At 42.5% G+C, this 22,229-nt stretch carries 21 protein-coding genes; 9 read left to right on the forward strand and 12 right to left on the reverse strand.

Annotation, left to right across the window (positions count from 1 at the left end; translation table 11 throughout):
• Window positions 1-117 precede the first annotated feature (117 nt).
• The gene (locus AC0VYT_RS08890; RefSeq protein ID WP_005019585.1) at window positions 118-1,461 is read right to left on the reverse strand and encodes a dicarboxylate/amino acid:cation symporter; all 1,344 of its coding nucleotides are present in this window, start codon (window positions 1,459-1,461) and stop codon (window positions 118-120) included.
• Between the two features lie 430 nt (window positions 1,462-1,891).
• Here AC0VYT_RS08890 and AC0VYT_RS08895 point away from each other — a divergent pair, with 430 nt between their 5' ends.
• Both AC0VYT_RS08895 and AC0VYT_RS08900 read left to right on the forward strand, forming a co-directional pair.
• Entirely contained in the window at window positions 1,892-2,893 is a 1,002-nt protein-coding gene (locus AC0VYT_RS08895) for a glycosyl transferase family protein (protein WP_005019582.1), read from the forward strand.
• 99 nt (window positions 2,894-2,992) lie between these two features.
• Window positions 2,993-3,334 (forward strand): hypothetical protein, encoded by a 342-nt coding sequence (locus AC0VYT_RS08900; RefSeq protein ID WP_005019581.1) that lies wholly within the window; start codon window positions 2,993-2,995, stop codon window positions 3,332-3,334.
• A 97-nt stretch (window positions 3,335-3,431) separates the two neighbouring features.
• Here the strand turns inward: AC0VYT_RS08900 and AC0VYT_RS08905 are convergent, their stop codons facing one another.
• Together AC0VYT_RS08905 and AC0VYT_RS08910 are read right to left on the reverse strand one after the other, a co-directional pair.
• A complete protein-coding gene (locus AC0VYT_RS08905) occupies window positions 3,432-3,704 on the reverse strand; it encodes a YeaC family protein (protein WP_005019580.1) in 273 nt (90 codons plus the stop codon).
• Window positions 3,705-3,706: 2 nt separating this feature from the next.
• The gene (locus tag AC0VYT_RS08910) at window positions 3,707-4,612 is read right to left on the reverse strand and encodes an NAD(+) kinase (protein ID WP_005019578.1); all 906 of its coding nucleotides are present in this window, start codon (window positions 4,610-4,612) and stop codon (window positions 3,707-3,709) included.
• A gap of 191 nt (window positions 4,613-4,803) precedes the next feature.
• On the opposite strand from AC0VYT_RS08910, the gene mrcB reads away from it, so the two are divergent.
• Window positions 4,804-7,206: a penicillin-binding protein 1B gene (gene mrcB / locus AC0VYT_RS08915; RefSeq protein ID WP_005019576.1), complete on the forward strand. Its 2,403-nt coding sequence runs from the start codon at window positions 4,804-4,806 to the stop codon at window positions 7,204-7,206.
• A gap of 18 nt (window positions 7,207-7,224) precedes the next feature.
• Window positions 7,225-7,779 (forward strand): tetratricopeptide repeat protein, encoded by a 555-nt coding sequence (locus AC0VYT_RS08920; RefSeq protein ID WP_005019573.1) that lies wholly within the window; start codon window positions 7,225-7,227, stop codon window positions 7,777-7,779.
• 31 nt (window positions 7,780-7,810) lie between these two features.
• On the opposite strand, the gene AC0VYT_RS08925 is transcribed toward AC0VYT_RS08920, so the two are convergent.
• Window positions 7,811-8,710 (reverse strand): NUDIX domain-containing protein, encoded by a 900-nt coding sequence (locus AC0VYT_RS08925; RefSeq protein ID WP_005019571.1) that lies wholly within the window; start codon window positions 8,708-8,710, stop codon window positions 7,811-7,813.
• Window positions 8,711-8,847: 137 nt separating this feature from the next.
• Here AC0VYT_RS08925 and hemP point away from each other — a divergent pair, with 137 nt between their 5' ends.
• Window positions 8,848-9,018, forward strand: coding sequence for a hemin uptake protein HemP (gene hemP / locus AC0VYT_RS08930; RefSeq protein WP_005019570.1), 171 nt, complete (start codon window positions 8,848-8,850; stop codon window positions 9,016-9,018).
• Window positions 9,019-9,083: 65 nt separating this feature from the next.
• Here hemP and AC0VYT_RS08935 read toward each other — a convergent pair whose 3' ends face one another.
• The 4 genes from AC0VYT_RS08935 to tfpB all read right to left on the reverse strand — a co-directional run bounded on the left by AC0VYT_RS08935 (window position 9,084) and on the right by tfpB (window position 13,454).
• On the reverse strand, window positions 9,084-10,430 hold the full coding sequence (locus tag AC0VYT_RS08935) for an ATP-binding protein (RefSeq protein WP_005019568.1): 1,347 nt from the start codon (window positions 10,428-10,430) through the stop codon (window positions 9,084-9,086).
• Window positions 10,431-11,090: a response regulator transcription factor gene (locus tag AC0VYT_RS08940; RefSeq protein WP_005019561.1), complete on the reverse strand. Its 660-nt coding sequence runs from the start codon at window positions 11,088-11,090 to the stop codon at window positions 10,431-10,433.
• A gap of 154 nt (window positions 11,091-11,244) precedes the next feature.
• On the reverse strand, window positions 11,245-11,604 hold the full coding sequence (locus AC0VYT_RS08945) for a NirD/YgiW/YdeI family stress tolerance protein (protein ID WP_005019560.1): 360 nt from the start codon (window positions 11,602-11,604) through the stop codon (window positions 11,245-11,247).
• Between the two features lie 92 nt (window positions 11,605-11,696).
• Window positions 11,697-13,454, reverse strand: coding sequence for a type IV pilus assembly ATPase TfpB (gene tfpB, locus AC0VYT_RS08950; RefSeq protein ID WP_005019558.1), 1,758 nt, complete (start codon window positions 13,452-13,454; stop codon window positions 11,697-11,699).
• Between the two features lie 308 nt (window positions 13,455-13,762).
• Here tfpB and AC0VYT_RS08955 point away from each other — a divergent pair, with 308 nt between their 5' ends.
• Complete coding sequence (locus AC0VYT_RS08955; protein ID WP_005019557.1) at window positions 13,763-14,707, forward strand: GGDEF domain-containing protein; 945 nt, start codon at window positions 13,763-13,765, stop codon at window positions 14,705-14,707.
• 2 nt (window positions 14,708-14,709) lie between these two features.
• Here AC0VYT_RS08955 and tsaA read toward each other — a convergent pair whose 3' ends face one another.
• On the reverse strand, window positions 14,710-15,411 hold the full coding sequence (gene tsaA, locus AC0VYT_RS08960; protein ID WP_005019556.1) for a tRNA (N6-threonylcarbamoyladenosine(37)-N6)-methyltransferase TrmO: 702 nt from the start codon (window positions 15,409-15,411) through the stop codon (window positions 14,710-14,712).
• 101 nt (window positions 15,412-15,512) lie between these two features.
• Here tsaA and AC0VYT_RS08965 point away from each other — a divergent pair, with 101 nt between their 5' ends.
• The 3 genes from AC0VYT_RS08965 to AC0VYT_RS08975 all read left to right on the forward strand — a co-directional run bounded on the left by AC0VYT_RS08965 (window position 15,513) and on the right by AC0VYT_RS08975 (window position 18,162).
• Window positions 15,513-16,292: a ferredoxin--NADP reductase gene (locus AC0VYT_RS08965; RefSeq protein ID WP_005019549.1), complete on the forward strand. Its 780-nt coding sequence runs from the start codon at window positions 15,513-15,515 to the stop codon at window positions 16,290-16,292.
• Between the two features lie 210 nt (window positions 16,293-16,502).
• Window positions 16,503-17,897 carry a prephenate-dependent tRNA uridine(34) hydroxylase TrhP gene (gene trhP, locus AC0VYT_RS08970; protein WP_005019548.1) on the forward strand — a complete coding sequence of 465 codons (1,395 nt, stop codon included), beginning with the start codon at window positions 16,503-16,505 and terminating at the stop codon, window positions 17,895-17,897.
• A 1-nt stretch (window position 17,898) separates the two neighbouring features.
• On the forward strand, window positions 17,899-18,162 hold the full coding sequence (locus AC0VYT_RS08975) for a YfhL family 4Fe-4S dicluster ferredoxin (RefSeq protein ID WP_005019547.1): 264 nt from the start codon (window positions 17,899-17,901) through the stop codon (window positions 18,160-18,162).
• 210 nt (window positions 18,163-18,372) lie between these two features.
• Here the strand turns inward: AC0VYT_RS08975 and ahpF are convergent, their stop codons facing one another.
• From ahpF to AC0VYT_RS08990, 3 genes are all read right to left on the reverse strand, one after another.
• The gene (ahpF, locus tag AC0VYT_RS08980) at window positions 18,373-19,938 is read right to left on the reverse strand and encodes an alkyl hydroperoxide reductase subunit F (protein ID WP_034672806.1); all 1,566 of its coding nucleotides are present in this window, start codon (window positions 19,936-19,938) and stop codon (window positions 18,373-18,375) included.
• A gap of 164 nt (window positions 19,939-20,102) precedes the next feature.
• Entirely contained in the window at window positions 20,103-21,023 is a 921-nt protein-coding gene (locus AC0VYT_RS08985) for a hypothetical protein (protein WP_005019545.1), read from the reverse strand.
• Between the two features lie 57 nt (window positions 21,024-21,080).
• Entirely contained in the window at window positions 21,081-22,211 is a 1,131-nt protein-coding gene (locus tag AC0VYT_RS08990) for a toxic anion resistance protein (RefSeq protein ID WP_005019543.1), read from the reverse strand.
• Window positions 22,212-22,229: the final 18 nt, after the last annotated feature.

Genomic DNA, 22,229 nt, shown 5'->3' on the forward strand with positions numbered 1-22,229 from the left:
GCTTCTGTTTTACTCATGCTAGTTATTTTCCAAAAAGATGTCATGACCTGATGAGTTTTTATTGCTGTTCATAAAGTTAAAAAAGGAAGCCGAAGCTTCCTTTTTGGTTAGATATTTTTAAATATGTCCTGCTTTCTGCTCAAGCATCTGACGGTCTACCTCACCCGGATTAGCCAGAGCTTCATTCAGCTTGTCTTTGTCTAGCTGGCCTACCCATTTGGCAACTACAATAGTTGCCAGTGAATTACCCACCAGGTTAGTCAGGGCACGCGCTTCAGACATGAAACGGTCGATACCCAGAATGAGTGCCAGACCAGCGACAGGAATATGACCTACAGCAGACAGGGTTGCTGCCATAACAATAAAGCCCGAACCGGTTACCCCTGCTGCACCTTTAGATGAAATCAGCAGAACCAGCAGCAAGGTAATTTGATGAGTTACATCCAGCTGAGTATTGGTCGCCTGTGCAATAAAGATCGCGGCCATAGTCAGGTAAATTGAAGTACCGTCCAGATTAAAAGAATAACCCGTTGGAATAACCAGACCCACTACAGACTTCTCACAACCTGCAATTTCCAGTTTCTTCAGCATACGCGGTAAAACTGACTCGGAAGAAGATGTACCTAGTACAATCAGAAGCTCCTCACGGATCAGGCGGATCATTTTAAGAATACTGAAACCACTAATGCGTGCAATCGTTCCTAGTACGATGAAAATAAACAGCAGACAGGTAATATAGAAACAGAGAATAAGCTGACCAAGCTGAACCAGTGAACCTACACCATATTTACCAATAGTAAAAGCCATTGCACCGAAAGCACCAATCGGAGCCAGCTTCATGATCATGTTTACAATGTTAAAGAACACATGCGAGATTTGATCAATAAACTTAAGTACTGGCTTACCGGCATCACCAAGCTTGTGCAAGGCAAAACCAAACAGGATAGCAAAGAGTAATACCTGAAGAATTTCGCCATTTGCAAATGCTCCAACTACAGTCTCAGGAATAATATGCAGCAGAAAATCGACTGTAGATTGCGACTCACCCGAAGCGACATATTTCTGAATACCCGCAGTGTCCAGAGTTGCCGGATCAACATTCATACCTACGCCAGGCTTGGCAATATTAATTACCAGCAGACCAATCAGCAGGGCAATTGTCGAGACAATTTCGAAGTAAAGTAAGGCAACACCACCGGTCTTACCCACTGACTTCATACTTTCCATACCTGCGATACCACTTACCACAGTACAGAAAATCACAGGCGCAATAATCATTTTAATTAAACGAATAAAGCCATCACCTAATGGCTTAAGCTGTTCGCCCAAACCTGGTACCTGCTGCTCAACACCATTCATGAGGACAGTAGTACTCGGGAAGTAATGCCCCACAAGAACACCTGCGATAATCGCAATAATCACTTGAAAATAAAGTGATTTATAAATCGGTTTTTTAGCCATAACTTTTCTTCATTACATATTTCTGGACATGGTCAATACCCAGCGCAAGGTCTATCCTTAGGAATACACAGCCCTGAAATTTCATGTAAAAACAAAAAGGTAAAGAACTTTTTACCTATACAGGAAATATTCAGCATGAAAATAATTCGCCTTAAAAAACGAATTTGGGACTTAACATCAATGACTTAGACTTCAGACCTATAAATAGTAGAATCTATTAATGCAGGAGAAGATTAAATTAACTTAACAAAGTCTATCTGAGGCGGATTTTACTTGAAGGAAATATCATAATGGAATGGTTATTTTTAAGTCTGGCTAATCTGTATACAATTCCTTATTAGACATTAGTCTAACCCCACCAAAGTTTTACACCCCTTGTTGTTTTATGTCATAGTGGAAAAACTTACTTATTATCTAATTAAAATTGTCAATGAACACCCGTAAAAATCTTTATAAAGAGCTTGAGCATCCTTTTGCACAATATGTCCGGATTATTGGCAAAGGAAAAAATGGTGCGAGGTCATTAACTTATGAAGAAGCCTATCAAGCATTCAGCATGATCCTCAAACAAGAAGTTCTGGATGTTCAGCTCGGTGCATTTCTGATGTTGTTACGTGTAAAAGAGGAATCTGTTGATGAGTTGGCAGGTTTTGTACAGGCTACCCGTGATCAGCTAAATTTTGCCCCTTTAACCGTTGATCTGGACTGGTCTTCATATGCTGGCAAACGGAAACATTATCCCTGGTTTCTGCTGGCAGCATTAACGCTTGCCCAGTCGGGTTATAAAGTATTTATGCATGGCGCATCAGGTCATACCCTTAACCGGCTCTATACTGAACAGGTGCTAGAATACTTAGGCTATTCCATCTGTCAAAGTGAACAGGATGTTCAATACGAACTCGAACAACATAATTTTGCCTATCTTCCCCTTGAGGAGATTTCCCCTGTCTTAAGTGATTTGATCTCGCTCAGAAATGTTATGGGCTTGCGTTCCCCTATTCATACATTGGCACGCCTGATTAATCCATTTAATGCCAAGGCTACATTACAGGCAATTTTCCATCCGGCTTATCGCAGTTCTCATCAGCAGACTGCATCACGGTTAGGCTACCAGAATAGCGCTGTTATCAAGGGTGAAGGTGGCGAATTTGAGCGTAACCCGGATGCACGCACACTGATTTGTGGTATTAAAAATAGTGAGCTGTATGAATATGAACTGCCCAAACTGACACAAGAACGCAGCCTTGCTGAAGAAGAGTTAAATCTGGAGAAATTTAAAGCAGTCTGGGAAGGCAAACAAACTCATGTATATGGTGAAACAGCTGTCACAGAAACAATGGGAATTGCTTTATATACGATGAGTGTTTGTAGTACCTATGACGAAGCCATGTTAAAAGCTAAAGAACTATGGGCTAAACGGCACTCTTCCTAGATGTAAAAAAATTATTTTGGCTTACCAGTTCTGGTAAGTCAAAGTCATAACGCCCGAGTATTTTTATAGAAATTTATATATAACAATAAAGAGTAAAATATGACTAAAGAGCTATCTGCACGCGCTGTATTACAGCAGGCTGCCATAAATAGTACTCATCCTTTTCATAATGCCATTTTAGAGTTCGTACAGCATCATCTTGATGAAATTGAGACATCTTACTGGCAAAAACACTTTCACACCGCTCAACCAAGCTTAGTTCAAGTTATAGAAAGACTTGAGTTTAGAAGTAATACGCTTCCAGATGATGAGCTAGACATAGAGGAGATGACATATTATGAAAACCATCTGGACTTTTCTTTACCAGATGAAATTAGCCAATATGTAATATGCGTGGTTTTTGAAGAGGACAGCATTCTTGATGTTTGTATGGAAAGCTGAAAGTTACAACAAAAAAGCTTTTACTTTGACTTAAATCTAAGGCCTCAGTAAAAGCTTTTAAGTACAAAGACTGGATTATCTTTGCCTATATATAAAGTTAAACAAAACGAATCGGTTTAAATTCTTCATCCTGTTGTGGCTCATGTGAGTCACAGTGCTCATCTTCTTTTTTGCTGCCACGGTTAATATAACCAGTGCGCTCCTCTTCAGGCAGGTGTTTAACCTCCCAGGCAATCACAGCCTGCAGACAGGTTTCACGTTGCTCCTGAGTAAGTGGCTCGCCATTTGGCCATTTGCCGATTTCAACGGCAGTTCTCAGACGTTCTACAATCTCAGGATTTAAAACGGCAAGCATCTGTTCAATATTCATGATCAATCCTGTTGATGAAAAGAGTCAAAATCCTGATTCCAGCCCAGCTTGGTACGACATGCCATATAAAAGTCATAACCAGGTGGATGCAGCAAATTTAACTTGAAGGGATATTTACGGATATGCAGGCAATCTCCGACGTTCAGGGAAACGCTGTTCTGACCGTCGGCACTCACCATTGGCATCACACGATTTTCACGTATAGCCAGTTTAATTTCACTATGTCCGCCCACAACAATTGGACGCGATGATAATGTATGGGGATGCATTGGCACCAATACAATAGCATCCATTCCCGGATGTACAATCGGGCCACCACCTGAGAGTGCGTAAGCTGTAGAACCAGTCGGTGTAGAAACAATCAGTCCATCACTATGCTGACGATAGACATACTGTCCATCAATATTCATCTCGAAATCGATCATATGAACTGACTTGCCTGAATGCAGCACAATATCGTTTAGAGCAATTGCATTATAGATGATATTGCCCTGTGACCGAATTTCCATTTCCAGAAGAAAACGGCGATCTAGCTGGAATTCTCCACGCAACACCTGATCCAGCTTAAAAATTACTTCAGAGGGTTTTATATCGGTCAAAAAACCTAAACGTCCACGGTTAACACCGATTACTGGTGTATTGTGATGGACCAGAGCACGTGCTGCGTGGAGCAGCGAACCATCTCCACCTACGACAATAACCAGATCAACAATTTCACCCAGCAGTGCCCGACTGACTGTTTGCGGATCTGTATAGGGCACCAGCTGTGCAGTTTCCTGATCAAATACCGGATGCAGACCGCGACTCACCAGGTGGTCATGAATCAAACACAAGGTCTCTACAACAGAGGATTTATCGGGACGTCCTAATAAGCCAATATTACGAAAAGTCTTATGTGTTATTTGCACGAGATCGCCGGACTCCTTTACGGTTCTTGGTTATAATAACACTATCAAAGTTGTTTTAAAAAAACATTCAAAAACCGCAACAGTAAAAGTGAGCAAGTTCCTAATTTGGGTTTATTCACAGTTTAAGCATTGCAAAATTGGTGAAAGCTTCGCATGATTAGCAAAATTTATTTGGGTAATGTCTTCCGTTTATGAAGTTTGAACGTGGTATTGGCTTGATTGCACTCATTTTTTCAGTGCTTATTATTGGGGGCTTTGTCGCCTTTGGAATATATTTAATCCGCTTAGATAATATTATTCGGGACAAATTTGAAGGACAGCGCTGGGATATTCCGGCGAAAGTTTTTGCTCGCCCTCTGGAAATCTATACCAATGCCCCGGTCAATCAGCAGGACTTTGCCCAAGAACTTAAACTGCTCGGCTATAAATCGGCAAGTAGTTATAATAAGTCAGGTTCATATGTATCTCAGGGGAATACTTTATATGTCCATACCCGGGGCTTTGATTTTGGTGATAGCGTAGAACCAGAACAGATTCTGGAATTAACTTTTAATGACCAGAAGATCAGCGAAGTGCGCACAACCAAACCCGCTACAAGTGGTATTACCCGTCTGGAGCCTTTATTGATTGGCGGTATTTATCCGCAGCATAATGAAGACCGGGTTCTGATTAAACTGAACCGTGTACCAAAACCGCTCATTGAAGCTTTAATTGCGACTGAAGATCGGAACTTCTATCATCATCATGGTGTTTCAGTACGAGGCATTGCCCGGGCGCTGGTCAGCAACCTGACTGGTGGACGCCGCCAGGGTGGATCTACTCTGACCCAGCAGTTGGTTAAAAACTTTTACCTGTCACCTGAAAAAACCTATAAACGAAAGATTAATGAAGCCCTGATGGCCATGCTCATCGAACTTCATTATGACAAAGATGAAATTCTGGAAGCATACCTGAATGAAGTAAATCTGGGCCAGAATGGTAATTATTCAATTAATGGTTACGGTCTGGCTTCCCAATTCTATTTTGGTCTGCCTTTACGTGAACTGAATATTTCACAGCAGGCTTTCCTGGTAGGCCTGGTACAGGGTCCTTCCTTATATAACCCGTGGCGTAATCCTGAAGCGGCTAAGAAACGCCGCAATGTAGTACTAAAAAACATGCAGGTGATGGGTTACCTGACTGAAGCTGAATATGAAGATGAAAGTGCCCGCCCGCTAAATGTAATTAGCAAGCCAACTTTAGGACCAGCCAAATTTCCAGATTTTCTCGATATCGTTCGCCGTCAGCTACGTACCGAATATCAGGATGGTGACCTGACCAATCGAGGCTTGCGTATTTTTACAACACTTGACCCGATTGCCCAGACCCGTGTGCAGACAGCTTTCAAAAATTCTGTAGAACGTTTATCCAAGCGTAATCCGGGCCGTTTAAAAAACCTGCAGGGTGCAGTACTGATTGCTCATCCGGAGAATGGAGAACTCATAGCTGCTGTTGGTTCAACTCAGGATTTCACTGGCTTTAACCGGGCTCTTGATGCCAAACGTCAAGTAGGATCACTTTTAAAACCGGTGATCTATCTGAGTGCTATTGAGTCAGGGCGTTATACCTGGGCCAGTTCGATTCAGGATGCTGCTATCAGTATTCCAATAGATAAAAGCAAGGAATGGACACCCAAGAATTATGCGGGTGGTGAATATGGTGTAGTCAGCATGATGCAGGCGCTGGCTAACTCTTATAATCTGTCTGCTGTACGACTTGGTCAGGAATTTGGCCTCTCGACATTTACCAATCAGTTAAGAAAATTTGGAGTGACTTCAAACATTCCAGCCTTTCCGTCTATTTTCTTGGGCGCTGTCGAAATGTCGCCAATGGAAGTCATGAGTATTTATGAAAACTTCGCGACTGGTGGTTTCAAATATCCACCACGTGCCATACGTACAGTAGTAGATGCAGATGGCCGGCTATTGGACCGTTACGGACTGGATGTACAGCAGACCATCGACCCGTCGAGTGCCTATATTCTAAACTATGGCCTGCAGCAGGTCATGAACATTGGTACTGGGCGTTCTGCATATAACAGTTTTCCAGCCAGCCTTAAACTGGCCGGTAAATCAGGTACCACCAATGACACACGTGACTCATGGTTTGCAGGCTATTCAGGCAATCATCTGGCAGTAGTATGGCTAGGGCTAGACAATAACAAGGTAACGGGCCTTACTGGTTCTACAGGTGCATTGCCGGTATGGATTAATGTAATGAAACAGTTGAAACAGGAACCGGTCAATCTGCGCCAGACTGATAATGTACAGTGGCACTGGATTGACCGCGCTACCGGTTATTTATCTGCTCAGGGCTGTGAAGGTGCCATGTACATTCCTATACTGCGTCATACAGTACCACGCCGAGCTACTGCCTGTGGCCTTTCACATTATCAGGTCGAACCAGTTTACACACCTGATACCGAACATAACGACGCACCTGCGCCTGAAGAAGATAGTATCGAAAACTATATCCGTGAAAGCGAGACTGAAATGGAACAGACGTTACCGTCTTCTGAAGGCCGAATCATCTCAAGCGGAAGTTATGAAAATTAAATGCTATAGAGAAAATTTGTGAATCATATAAAACCTGGCATATTTGCCTTAGCATTGCTTGGAGTGGCTGGCTGTCAGACGGCGCCTCTACCTCAGCCTGAAGAACAGAAACCGGCACCAAGACCTGTTCCTGAAGTGCAGGCTACACCTTCGGGCGTAAAAATTACTCCGTATGAACCGGAAGAAATTAAACGCCAGAAGGTGCAAATAGTGGTGCCTGAGGAAAAGGTTCAACAGCAGTTCAAGGATGGTCGTGAACTTCCTGTATTCCGGAAAATGATGCTGCAGACACAAACTGCTTATAAACAGGGCCAATGGTCTCAGGCTGAAAGCTATGCATTGCAGGCACAAAGACTGGCCCCTCAGTCCGCTGAAACCTTCTTGTATCTTTCAATGATTGCTAATAGACAAAACAAGCCAGCTAATGCGGAAGCACTGGCTCGCCGGGGCTTAAGCTATGCACAGAGTAATGCAATGAAAAAGCAGCTCTGGTTAAATATCTTAAAAGCGGCTCAATCTCAGAAAAACAGTAAAAGCATTCAAGAAGCCAAAACAGCTTTGAATACATTCTAGCTTCTTGACCTGTTTAAACTGGTTTCTTTACTTAAATATGACGGATTCCGGCAATACCATAGGCGCCGTACTGCCGGGCACACTCCAGATCCTCTCTAGACAATCCGCCTAGAGCAAAAACGGGCACATCGGCCTGATGAGCAAGTTCTGCAAATGCATCCCAGCCTAATGCTGGTGCTTCTGGATGAGTCGGAGTAGCCTGTACAGGGCTAATAAGTACAGCCTCGCACCCGATTTGAACAGCATGCTGTACTGAAGCAGCATCATGGCAGGCAGCAATATAACGAATCCCAATACATAGTTCGCCTTTTTTCAGAGACATCTGTTCAGACTGTTTTAAATGTACAGCAGCGATGTGATGTTGCTGTTCAACATTAAGAGACCGCCAGACTTGATAAGGCACTATTAATTTATTTAGTTGCTGAATGCTATATTCCAAAAGCCAATTTTTATCAATTTCAGCCTGTTCAGGCCGCCAGTAAAAGAGCATATCTTGAGCTAATTGCTCTATCGCTGAAAATGCTGTACCAATCCTGATTGAATGTGGCCAATATAACCGCTCAATCACTGGCTGATTAGCAGCTGGAAAATCAAGTGTTTGTAATTTTTCACGTGTGTACCAAGCCCATGGTTTCTGAATCTGGTTTAACATCTCCTCTGGTACATGTGCAAAGAACAGATGCAAATGTACTGTAATATCGTCATATTCATGACAGATCAGGCTAAAAGGATGCCAGTCACTCAAGCCGACCCCGACTTCTTCATAAATTTCACGCCGACAGGTTTCTTCAGGAGTTTCATTCCCTTCAACTTTTCCACCTGGAAACTCATACTTGTTACCTTGGTGCTGCTTAGCTTCTCGCCAGCCAACCAATACTTTTGAACGATGAAACAATAAAGCGACAGCAACATGCACGATAGGCTTAGACATTGAATAATCCGAGATAAGCTTTTACTTAGTGTAAGCAAAAATAAGAAGTTTATAAATTCTTAAAATTCTATTTGACAGACTCATTCGATAATGATTATCATTTATTTGAATTCTCGCACACCACGGAGCTATAACAAATGAACGCACCATTCAACCTATTTGCACGCCAGACTCAAGCCAGCACTTCTCTGCCAATGTTACAATCCAGCAATCTTTTTGCACTCGGGCGTGAAATCCGTATTATGCATGCGGGTGAAGAGTACCGCTTACGTCTGACCCGCAACAATCGTTTAATTCTAACCAAATAACTATTTACAGCTTCAAAAAATAATAAACGTGGAAACAGGCAGTATGGCTCTCCCATACTGTTTTTTTATTTGTACTCTATCTGATGGGCTTTTAAAAATAATAAGGTAACCTTTAAACCACCATAGTCTGAAGGGGTAAATTCGATATAGCCTCTATGTAGTTCCATAATTTTTCGCGCTATAGACAGGCCTAGACCTGAGCCTGATGTTCGTGTACCTAATCCACGAAAGAAACGCTCGCCTAAACGCTCTAAAGTATTTGAATCTACCCCTGCTCCGTTATCTTCAATCATTAACCGGTAGTGATGCTGCTCGTCTTTTAAGGTGATATAAACCGCACCGTGTTCAGGTGCATAGCGGATTGCATTATCAATCAGGTTACGGATACAGGTAAATAAGAGTTCCTGATTTCCATATATTTCTGCGTGTGGTAATGCAGCTATTTGATGAATACTTACTTGACGCTCCTGTGCAAAAAGTTCCAGTGAGCATACAACCTCATCAATAAGTGGCTGGAGCTGTAGCAGACTACCAGGCATCTGCTGATGTGCAGCAGGGTCAAGTCTGGCCAGTAATAACAAATTTTCCAACACCCGGGTACTACGGGTAACATCATTCTGAATAGCTAACAAGTCAGGAACAAGTTCAGGAATATGGCTATATTTACGTTTTAAAACCTGTAAACGCATGGCAATTGCAGATAAGGGTGAACGCAATTCATGGGATGCATCGGCTGTGAAGCGTTGCTCGGCAGTCAATGCTCGATCCAGCCGGCTCAATAACTGATTCAGCGAATTTATAACAGGTTCAATCTCCTGTACCAACGGCTGTTGTTCAATAGGTTGTAAATCGGATGGTGACTTCTGGGCAATCGTTCGACTGAGCTTTTTTAAGGACCGCAGCTGCCGCTGTATACCAAAATGACTCCATAGCCATTGAACCAGCCACACCAGCAACAATACAACAGCGTAAATCAGAATACTTCTGATAATATCCTTAAAACGAACAGCCAAGGGCTGGATCAGTTCAGCCTTCAACTGTTTATCATTAGTCTGCGCCGCATAGCTACGCCACAAGTGACCATTTTTCCAGACCAGTCCAAAATCTTGTGGCAGGTCGTTAAAAAGCTGTTGCTGTAAGTGGGTAGAATGGGCCAGCGTACGCCCTTGCCAGTTTAGTTGATACTGAATATCAAATTCATTACTCAGTTCGTCAAGCTGTCCCGAATTCGCAGACAAATCAGAAACCAACAATGTATCTGCGAGTTCGTCCATAATCTCGTCATGAACCTGCATGGCATGATAAACAGCAATACCAATCAGCAGCAAAAAGGCCAGCAGTCCCGCCAAAATACTGCCCAGCATAGTAGTACGGATGAGTTGAGACTGTAAAGAATCTGGCTTTGTATTCATTCAGGCTTCGCCCATACGGTAACCTAAACCACGAATAGTCCTGATTGTTTGGCTACCTAACTTTTTGCGTAATTGATAAATATAGACTTCAATGGCGTTACTTTCGACTTCATCCCCCCAAGCGTAAATCGACTCTTCCAGCTGTTCACGTGTCACCACATGATTCGGATGTTGCATCAACTTATACAAAATCTGGAATTCTCTGGCTGTCAGGTCACGGCTTTCGCCCTCCTGCTGTACCGTTTTCGCTTTCGGATCTAGACAAATATTATTCCATATCAGTGTCTGGCTTTGTCCCGCTTGCAGGTTTCTCATCTGGCTACGTATACGTGCTGAAAGTTCTTCCAGGCTAAATGGCTTGACCAGATAATCATTGGCACCGAGGTCTAATCCTTCCACCCGATCACTGATACTGTCACGGGCTGTCAGAAAAATAACAGGAGTCTGAGCCTGATGTTGTCGCAGGGTTTTTAAAATTTCATCACCACTGGCATAAGGCAAACCCCGGTCTAGCAGAATACATTCATAGTCGTGCTGTTTAAGAGCAGTCATCGCATAATCTCCCCGCTCTACCCAATCTACACTATAACCGTCCAGTTCCAGCCAGGTCTTTATACTTTCACCTTGAGAGGTATCATCTTCAACCAGTAAAATTCTCATCCTTATTTTATATCTCTGTTTTTATGTATCTTGATAGTGCCCTGAAAAGTTGAAATATTCAAAGCCCAATAAAAAAACCACATTACTAAAATGGCAAGTAATGTGGTTTCTAAGGAGGATTAACAAAACACGAAACAACTACAGCTTAAAAACTTTAAAATTTCACTGAATCTACATCAATTTCTACACGTTTAGTCGGTTTATAATCGATATCAACTTCGCCGGTCAATGTTACGGTTGTAGTTGGAGAAATAGGTTTACCTTGCCATAATTCATCATCAATATCGGCAGTAATTGTGCCAGTCCGGTCACGGAATTGATATTTCTCATCGCCTAAGGCTTTTACCACCTGACCACGCAATTGCACACGGGTATCATCTTTTGCGGTCAGTGCCTGTTTTACCGTAGTAACCTGGGCCGTTTTGATTGCTGCATGATTCACGGCAGTATTTGCCATAGCCACGCCACCAATACTTAGAGCACCTGTTAACAAAGCCAGTTTCGCCATATTCATACGCACTTTACCTCGTTTATTTACTCATTATCGAATAAGAGTATTAAAACAGCTAAAGATGAATTGAATCTTAAGAAATTAAAATTATTTTATTAATTTAAAGGCACTACGCGTAATACTTCCTCGAGTGTGGTTAAGCCTGCAATTACCTTTCGGGCGCCTGCAATACGCAATGGCTCCACCCCTTCTTTTTTGGCCTGCTGACGAATCTGATCGAGCGATGCATCAAGACTGATCTGCTGTTTGAGTGCCAGACTTACTGGCATAAACTCATAAAGACCTATTCGGCCTTTATAACCTGTATTACGACAGACTTCACAGCCCACTGCCTGATAGACTGTATTTGGAACTTCCATAATATAGTCAAAAGTTAAATGTTCCCATTGATGTTCATTAATTTGCCCCTTTTCTTTACAGTGAGGGCATAAGGTACGAACCAAACGCTGAGCCAATACACCTAAGATTGTGGCTGAAGTCAAAAAAGGCTGCACACCGAGATCATGTAAACGGGTTAAGCTAGAAGGCGCATCATTGGTATGCAAAGTTGACAAGACCAGATGTCCAGTTAAGGCTGCCTGAATTGCCATATTGGCTGTATCCTGATCTCGAATTTCACCAACCATAATAATATCAGGGTCTTGTCGCATCAGGGCACGTACCCCGTCTGCGAAACCCAAGTCAATTCCATGATTCACCTGCATCTGGTTAAAGCTTGGTTCCAGCATCTCGATCGGGTCTTCTATGGTACAGACATTAACCTGTTCGGTTGCCAACTGTTTCAGGGAAGAATATAGCGTTGTGGTTTTCCCTGAACCGGTCGGTCCAGTCACCAGTATAATACCGTGACTATGCTGAGTCATTTCCTGCCATGCATTAAGCAGACGCCCTTCAAAACCCAATTGCTGAAAGCTACGGACCAAGACTTCAGGGTCAAAAATCCGCATAACCAGTTTTTCCCCAAACGCCGTAGGTAAGGTCGATAAGCGCAGTTCCGTTTCCTGGCCTTTAGGTATACGCGTTTTCAAACGGCCATCTTGCGGTTTGCGCTTTTCAGCAACATTCAGACGCCCCAAAATTTTTAACCGGGAAATTACTGCCGTCAGTGTACTGGCCGGCATATTGTAAATCGTATGCAATACCCCATCTATCCGAAAGCGGATTTTGCCGTTATCTTTACGTGGTTCCAGATGAATATCACTGGCTCCCTGCTCAAATGCAAACTGTAAAATCCAGTCCACCAATTTTACAATATGCTGGTCATTAGCATCAGGATTCTGAGTATCCCCCAGTTGTAGGAGTGCCTCTACGCCTTTATTAGTACGATCGTGTGTGCTGCTTTTCTGAGAAGAGCTGACCGCGCGGCTAACCTGATAGTATTCCACTAAATACCGCTGCAACTGTTCAGGGTTAAGGAGCACTTGCTGGATTTTTTTAAGCCTTAAGCTTCGTTCAAGATTAGTAATCCATTCAGTCATAAAAGGCTGGTCTGTACCAATCAATACCTGATCTGCCTGAACTTCAACTGCTAAAATATGATTTTTAACAGCAAATTCCTGCGACATGATTCCAGTTAGTGCAGTTACGTCTGCTTTTAAAGGATCAATAACATAGAAAGGAATTTCAGCTTTTTCGGCCAGCCATTGGCATAAGCGAGTTAATGTCAGGGATAACAATGGATGCTGTTGATCTTTGAGATTAAAATTTGCAATCCATTGCAGGGGATGCCATTTAAAATGCTGTTTTTGCCGCTGGGTGGTCTGAATCAGATGTTTGTCGCGCTCAGTAATCCGGCCGTCTTTTTGTAAATGGTCCAGGCACCAGACCGTATCTATTTCAAAATTAAACTTCACTATTATATCCCCTGCATCCTTAAATACTATAACAGAGTTATTTTCTGATGCAGTATAGGGCTATATAAAATTAATAGATTGTTTATAGTTAATATAAAAAATATTATTTTTTAAAGATATAAAAAGCTTTTAGAAGTAAAGTCTTAATCTTGTAAGACAAAATATTATCACTTCTGCCTTAAACTTCAATTATTATTATACTTAGATTATTTTAAAATTATTAATACCAGTTTTTTAATTAAATAAAATACTTTAAATTAAATGAATAACTAACTCTTCGCCAGGTATTTACACTATAGGTTCAATGGATGAGCAATGCGAATTTCGGAAGTTTTCAGGAAGCTGGTAAAGCCGTATTAGGTTATTTGCATAAACGCTTCGGCTTCAGTTTATGGATGATAACACGGGTGGAAAGTGATAACTGGATTGTTTTACAAAGTGAAACGACGGGTTATGACATCCGGCCTGGTCAGGTCTTTCGCTGGGCAGATTCTTTTTGTGCACATATGGTTACTGGTGATGCTCCTAAAATTGTACCCCGCTCTGAAGATATTCCCTTATATGCAGCGGCGCCTATTGCCAAGCAAGTCAGTATCAGAGCTTATATTGGCCAGCCGTTGCTTAATGAAGATGGCAGTCTGTTCGGTACACTCTGTGCCATTGATCCTCATCCCAAACCTGATTCAATTGTCCATGATGCTGACCTGATTGAAGTTTTCGGTGGCCTGCTTAGCCGGATTTTACAGGTTGAACTACGTGAAAATGAGCAGATCCGCCAGTATGAGCGTCTACAGGTTGAAGCTTTAAGTGATGTACTGACCGGTTTATATAACCGTCGGGCTTGGAACCGGCTGGTCAATGCAGAAGAAGAACGCTGTAAACGGCATGGACATCCTGCTGCGGTCTTTATTATTGATCTGAACGGTCTAAAAGAAGTAAATGACAATTTGGGGCATGTAGCAGGAGACCGTTTTATTCGACAGGCTGCTGAGATATTAAAGAATAATGCCCGTAGCAATGATATTGTTGCTCGGCTTGGCGGTGATGAATTTGGTATTCTCAGTATTGAGAACAACCAGGCAGGCGCAGAACTTCTATTGCAGCGGATGTTAAAAGCACTGGAAGAAGCTGGCGTTAGTGCCGCTGTCGGTTATGTTATGCGGCATCCCTCTAAAGGCTTATTGACTGCTGTCACAGAAGCCGATCAGAAGATGTTTGAACATAAACGTCGTATCAAATCCAATCTAAACTAATTTCAGATAAGATCAATAATAATAATCTGCTCTGCCTGTACGCTAAAGCTAATATCAAGACAAGCAAACTTCATCTTATAAATACGTTCAGGATCTTCCTGATAAGCCGGACGTGGATCAAATGATAAAACATCATTTAACTCCTGAATAAGTTGATCGCTCAGCTCAAGCACTTGCTGTTTTATTAAAGCCTCTTCCGTCCAGCTTACTTCTTTGCGAAGTGGCTCTTCCTGCGCATAACCGCTCTGTGCATGGGGAATAGCATCTGAATAGTGAATATAGGGTTTGATATCGAGAACAGGGGTGCCATCAAGCAGATCGCTTCCGGTAACATAAACTCGCAGTGCTTTGCCCACTTTTTTTACTTCTTTAAGCTGTACCACTGACAGGCCCACTGGCGCTGGACGGTACATACTTCGGGTTGCAAACACCCCAAGCTTTTTATTACCCCCTAGACGTGGTGGACGCACTTGAGGCCTAAACTTATCAGTCTGGTCCTGAGATTTATTGTCATGGAACTGCCATACCAGCCATAGATGGCTAAACGCCTCAATACCTGCAAATGCCAGCAGATCATTATAGGGAGGTAACATATCAATATAGGACTCAATCTGAACCAGATTAGGCTGGCGCGGTATTCCAAACTTTTCCTGATAGGGAGATTTCATATACCCGATAATAGGGAGTGATACACTAGGCTTCATCACTTTTGCTTATAAACACAATTAAATATATTCAGTTTATCGAGAATGTTTTTAGATTAGAATAGCAAGCTGTTTAATTTGATAGATAATTGAGACCTTTAATGGCTGCGTTTAACGTCGAAAAGATTACTCACGTTCACCACTGGAATGACACGCTATTTAGTTTTAAAACAACTCGTGATCCGAGTCTACGTTTTAAAAATGGGCAGTTTGTGATGATTGGACTTGAAGTCAATGGCAAGCCATTAATGCGAGCTTATTCTATCGCCAGTGCAAACTATGAAGAAGAACTGGAATTTTTCTCGATTAAAGTACAAGATGGCCCACTTACTTCAATTTTGCAGAAAGTTCAGGTGGGTGATGAGATTCTGGTCTCACGCAAACCGACAGGTACACTGGTACTTGATGATCTGCTGCCAGGCAAAAATCTATGGCTACTTTCCTCAGGAACTGGCCTAGCTCCCTTCCTGTCTGTTATTCGTGATCCTGAAACTTATGAACGCTTTGAGAAAGTTATTGTTGTACATGGTACACGTTACATTTCTGAACTGGCTTATCAGGACCTGATTTTAGATGAATTACCAAATAATGAGTTTTTCCAAGACTTAGGTATTCAAGATAAACTGGTGTACTACCCGACTGTAACCCGTGAAGAGTTCAAAACTCAAGGCCGTTTAACCGCTCTGATCGAATCTGGGAAAATTTTTGAAGATTTAAATCTGCCCGCATTTAATCGTGAAGATGACCGTGCAATGCTATGCGGCAGTCCGCACTTTCTGCGTGATGTTGCCGGATTGCTAGATCAGCATGGCCTGAAAGAATCGCCGCGTATGGGTGAAATGGGCGATTACGTTATTGAACGGGCTTTTGTTGAAAAATAAGATGAGTTAAATAAAAAACCGGGCGATAATGCCCGGTTTTTATTATAAAAAAACTTTCTACTAAAATTTAAGATTTCATTCGCCAGACTTAAATCAGAAGCTTTCTTAACCTGATAATTCTAAAAATCCCAACTGTTTTACTGGGTTGAATCCTTTTTTCAAATCCATACAATAAAGCCATATTTTATTTATGCCTTTTGCTTTATTGCCATGACTCTCTCTTACGTTACCGAACTTCTCTCTCCTGCCGGCTCACTTAAAAATATGCGTTATGCTTTTGCCTATGGTGCAGATGCAGTCTATGCAGGTCAACCACGTTACAGTCTGCGTGTTCGTAACAACGAATTTGATCATGACAACCTAAAAACAGGTATTGAAGAGGCACATCAGTTAGGTAAAAAGTTTTATGTAGTCGTGAATATTCAGCCACATAATAGCAAGCTTAAAAATTTTATACGTGATCTGGCACCTGTAGTTGCCATGAAGCCGGATGCACTCATTATGTCCGATCCGGGCCTCATCATGATGGCACGTGAACATTTTCCTGATATGCCCATTCATCTCTCTGTGCAGGCTAATGCAGTAAACTGGGCGACTGTTAAATTCTGGAAAACCATGGGGCTTACGCGCGTGATTCTATCACGTGAACTTTCTCTTGAAGAAATAGAAGAAATCAAACAAAACGTACCCGATATGGAAATTGAGGTTTTTGTACATGGTGCCCTGTGTATGGCTTATTCAGGCCGCTGCCTGCTGTCTGGTTATATGAATAAGCGTGATGCAAACCAGGGTGCATGTACCAATGCCTGTCGCTGGGAGTATAAAATTTATAATGCTATTGAAGATGAAACAGGTGACATAATTGCTCTACAAGATGTGCCTAAAGGTTGCTGTAACAAGACTGAATTAGACCAGCAACATATGCTTGGCCAGCAACAGGTTAAAGAGCCCGTACTGTTACAGCACAATGAAGAAGATATGTTTGCAGCAGAAGAAGATGAACATGGCACCTACTTTATGAACTCGAAAGATTTGCGTGCGGTACAGCATGTAGAACGGCTAACTAAAATGGGTGTACATTCTCTCAAGATCGAAGGTCGTACCAAATCTTATTTTTACTGTGCACGCACTGCCCAGACCTATCGCAAAGCGATTGATGATGCACTGGCAGGTCGACCTTTTGATACATCACTATTTACACAGTTAGAAGGTCTGGCCAACCGGGGATATACTGAAGGCTTTCTGCGTCGACATGTACATAGTGAATATCAAAATTATACCACCGGCTCATCCCGCTTCGATCATCAGCAGTTCTGTGGTGAAGTTTTGGAGCGGAATGGTGATTACATCCAGATTGATGTAAAAAACCGTTTTACGGTGGGCGATTCTTTAGAGTTGATGACTACGCGAGGTAATATCACTTTTACTCTGGCTGAAATAAAAGACAAAAATGGGGACCTGATTATGGAAGCTAAAGGTTCAGGACATATTGTCGAGATTCCTATACCAGCAGAGGTCGATATACAATATGCCCTGCTCATTCGTAATCTTCCAAACTCGGCTGTAGATATCTCTGCCGCCTCATTAGCATATACAGCAGAATAATATGGCTCTTCATATTACGCAGCAATGTATTAACTGTGATATGTGTCTACCAGAATGCCCGAACGATGCTATTTATGAGGGTATAAAAATCTATGAAATTGATGCAGAACGCTGTACTGAATGTGTAGGATTTTATGAACAGGAAACCTGTATGGCTGTCTGTCCAATTGACTGTATCGAGCTTAATCCTCAATATATAGAAACTCAGGAACAGCTTTTGGAAAAATTTAAACATCTGAACCAGTTTAAAAAGCAAAACGAATAAAACCTTAAATACTAAAAATAGAGATTTATAGCCAAAGCTATATAACAGATAAAAGCCAAAGTGTGGGGGCACTTTGGCTTTTCTGCATTTATTCTTAATGTATTGAATATAAAAAAGGAACCTGGCTGTTAGCGAGACCAGATTCCGTAAAGAGGTAAAACATAAATAAAATTATCAAGCTGAGAAACCGGAGTCCCTCAGTTTATCTGGTTACTGACCGGAGCGGATAATGTAATCAAAAGCAGAGAGCGACGCTTTTGCACCTTCACCTGTAGCAATGATGATCTGCTTGTACGGTACCGTTGTACAATCACCCGCCGCAAATACACCTTTTACGTTGGTCTCGTTACGCTCGTTCACCACAATCTCACCGCGGTTACTCAGCTCGACTTCTGACCCTTTCAGAAAGTCAGTGTTCGGCAGCAGACCAATCTGTACAAAGATACCCGCCAGTTCAATTTCCCTGTCCTCTCCAGATACCCGGTCCTGATAACGTAGCGCAGTCACCTGTGAGCCGTCTCCCACCACCTCGGTAGTCAACGCAGACTTGATTACTGTCGTGTTCGGCAGGCTCGCCAGCTTGTCCTGCAATACCTGATCTGCACGTAAAGTATCAGCAAACTCAAGCAGGGTCACATGCTCAACAATACCGGCCAGATCAATCGCTGCCTCAACCCCGGAGTTACCGCCACCAATCACTGCCACCCGTTTGCCCTTGAACAGTGGACCGTCACAGTGCGGGCAGTAGGCGACACCACGGGTCGCATATTCCTGCTCGCCCGGTACATTCATCTGTCTCCAGCGTGCACCGGTAGAGAGAATCACTGTTTTAGATTCCAGTCGGGCGCCATTGTCCAGAGTCACTTCAACCAGACCACTGACCGTTTCTTCTGCACCTTTAATGCTGGCAACTTTCTGCAGGTTCATGATGTCGACTTCATACTCACGCACATGCTCTTCCATGGCCGCAGCAAACTTTGGCCCCTGGGTTTTGGTGACCGAGGTAAAGTTTTCAATATCCATGGTGTCCATCACCTGTCCACCGAAGCGTTCAGCCACGATCCCGGTACGGATACCTTTACGCGCTGCATAGATAGCAGCAGTATTCCCGGCCGGGCCGCCACCAATCACCAGGACATCAAAGGCTGCCTTGGCATTAAGTTTCTCTGCATCTTTGGCCGCCGCACCGCTGTCCAGCTTGGCAATAATCTCTTCCAGGGTCATACGTCCCTGACCAATGTGCTGGCTGTTCTGGAACAGCATTGGAACCGCCATGATCTTGCGCTGTTCGACTTCTTCCTGGAAGAAGGCCCCGTCAATCATGGTGGCAGTGGTGCCCGGATTATAGATGGCAATCAGGTTGAGGGCCTGCACCACATCCGGACAGTTATGACAGCTCAGTGATACGAATACTTCGAAGTCAGCAGCCAGGTTGAGCGCTTTAATCTGTGCCAGTACCTCGTCAGAGACTTTGGGAGCGTATCCGGAAACCTGCAACAGGGCCAGAATCAGCGAGGTGAACTCATGCCCCATCGGCAGGCCGGCAAAGAATACCCGGGGCTGCTCGCCCACTTTGGCCACACCAAAGCTTGGGCGGCGGCTGTGCTGGCCATCAAGGCGTGCAGTCACCTGATCAGACAGGGCGGCAATTTCATTGACCAGCTCTTTGATTTTATCTGACTTGTCAGAGCCATCTAAAGAGGCAACCAGTTCAATCGGGCTTTCCAGACGTTCGAGTAATGTTTTAAGTTGTGCTGAAGTATTTTGGTCTAACATTGCTAACTTCTCCAAAGGAGTCAATATTAAGGAATGAATTGATGATACTGCAAAGCCATTAATAGTTAAAACAATATGTTTTTATAAATACAATCGGTTTTAAGAATTGTGATTAAGGAACAGAGCCGGTTTTTCGGGCCTGTTCTAATCTGGTTTTTCATGACTTAGCTGTTTAGGCGGTGTGTAATTCGCTCGGTTCTCAATTGCAGGCGACGAGACAGTAAATAAAATATCAGGCTTAAAACAGCGCTCAGTAAACTTATAGCTATGATTATAATATTTGCCCAATATGAAAGCTGTTGAGCCTGTCTTACCTGTGGCTCAACACTTTGAGCTAACGGTGTTAAAGCCTTTCCATAAACCTGGTGCTGCATGACCCAAAGCTGTTCTGGTTTAAAACCATACTCAATAAAGCCTGGATCAGTCTTCTCTGCTTTGACCAGCTCCACTATATAGGGAATAGCTGTATTTTTATCTGCAGGCTGGTGCAATAAGGCCGTTTGCGCGAGTATATAAGCTTGGACCGGTTTTTCTACATTTTCCTCAGCCAAGTAGTGCGCAATCGCACTATCTTGAATATTACGCTCATAATGTACCAGCTCATGCGCAGCTTCTTTTTCTTCATTGTTCAGGTCATATTGCACATAAGTCAAACCTGACCAGATGATGATAAATGCACTGAGCCAGCCAACGAATTTTAAAATAAATGACTGAAAGCGAATATAAAAAAAATGAAATTTTCTGAGAAAATGAACTGTGAGAAATGCACCAAAGAAAGCTGCAAACAGTTTTAAGAATAACCAACCAAACCATGACAGCAAATTAAAAAAATAATCGTGCTGTGGTGCAAGATCTGTCAGGCTAGCTTCGAGAGTTAAAGGTAAATGTAGTTGTTCTACTTGTTGAGAAAGACCAAAAAAACTATAGATAAAATCCTGCTGTAAAAATATGGCAACCACACTTGCAATAAATAAAGTACTGGTCGTTACGCAAAGTAGCATCACTTTATGCTGACGCTTTTTCAATACCAGCACCCCTGTTTCGATCTGTTTAGAACTCAACGCATATTCATCTAAAGGTGGCAAATAATATCTCCAAAGATTAATCAGGTATACTTAGGCTATTAATATAACAAAAACAGCTTAAGGTTTATTTGTCCCCGAATTTGATTCAAGCACAAGCTGATTCAGATTATCTTGTAACATACGCAAGCGGCTGGTAGCTTCCTGACGTTTTTGCATACCTTCTTTCTGTACCTGAATCACATCATTTACTGTTTTAATGAGGGTATTCTGAACATGTTCAAGGGTTTCAATATCAATGACTGACCGCTGGTTGGCTTTAGCAGTATCTACAGAGTTCTGATGCAAAAGCTCTGCGTTACGGCGTAGTAATTCATTGGTTGCATCATCAATACTATTGGCAAGCTGTACACTATTTTTCTGCTCGTTAAGAGAGATAGCCAAACTAATCTGGTTTTTCCAAGCGGGTAAGGTAATGTTTTTAATGGCATAGAACTTGTCCACCAGCATCAGATTATTGGACTGAATAATCCGGATCATTGGCAAAGTCTGCATAGCAGATTGCTGTAAAACCTGAAGGTCACTGATACGTTTCTCCAGATTATTTGCCAGATGATTTAAATCATAAATCTTTTGTGTAATCGGCTGGTCTTGAGGCTGTTCACTGAGCTTAGCGATTTGCTGCTGAATATCTTGCTGTTTAAGTTTTCCCGCAGCGACATAAATACCCAACTGCCGATACTCATCCTGTACCCCATTAAACATTTTATCCAGTGTATCAACCCGGGCTTTTAGCCCGGTCTGTGAAATTTCAATTTCTTTTACCAGAACATCAATCTGCTCTTTAGTAGTATGAAACTGCTGGTCAAAGTTCTGTTTGGCACCTTTAATCTTACCCAGCAAATTACCCAGAAAACCTGAACTTTTGGGTTTGTTTAAAATGCTGGAAGTATTCAGCTGCTGAGCAACCTGTACTACCTGATTGAGTTTCTGGCCGGTAGCATCAAGGTCTTTGTTCTGGACTAAATCTAGCAATTCATCCGTATAAGAAGAGGTTTTAGTCGCAATATTTTTCCCATATTCAGCGACAGTATGATGACTCATATCATTTAGCTCTTTATGGGCATTCTGGACTTCTGTAAAGTCTGAATCTTTTAACCCTATTTCCTGTAAATTTAGTTGCTGAAAATCCTGCTCCGATAAGTCTCTCGAAGTAACTATCGTTAAATCATTTTTTTCCAGATCGGCCATAATTCACCCTGCTTCGGT

Source organism: Acinetobacter sp. QJM3NY_42, assembly GCF_056173745.1.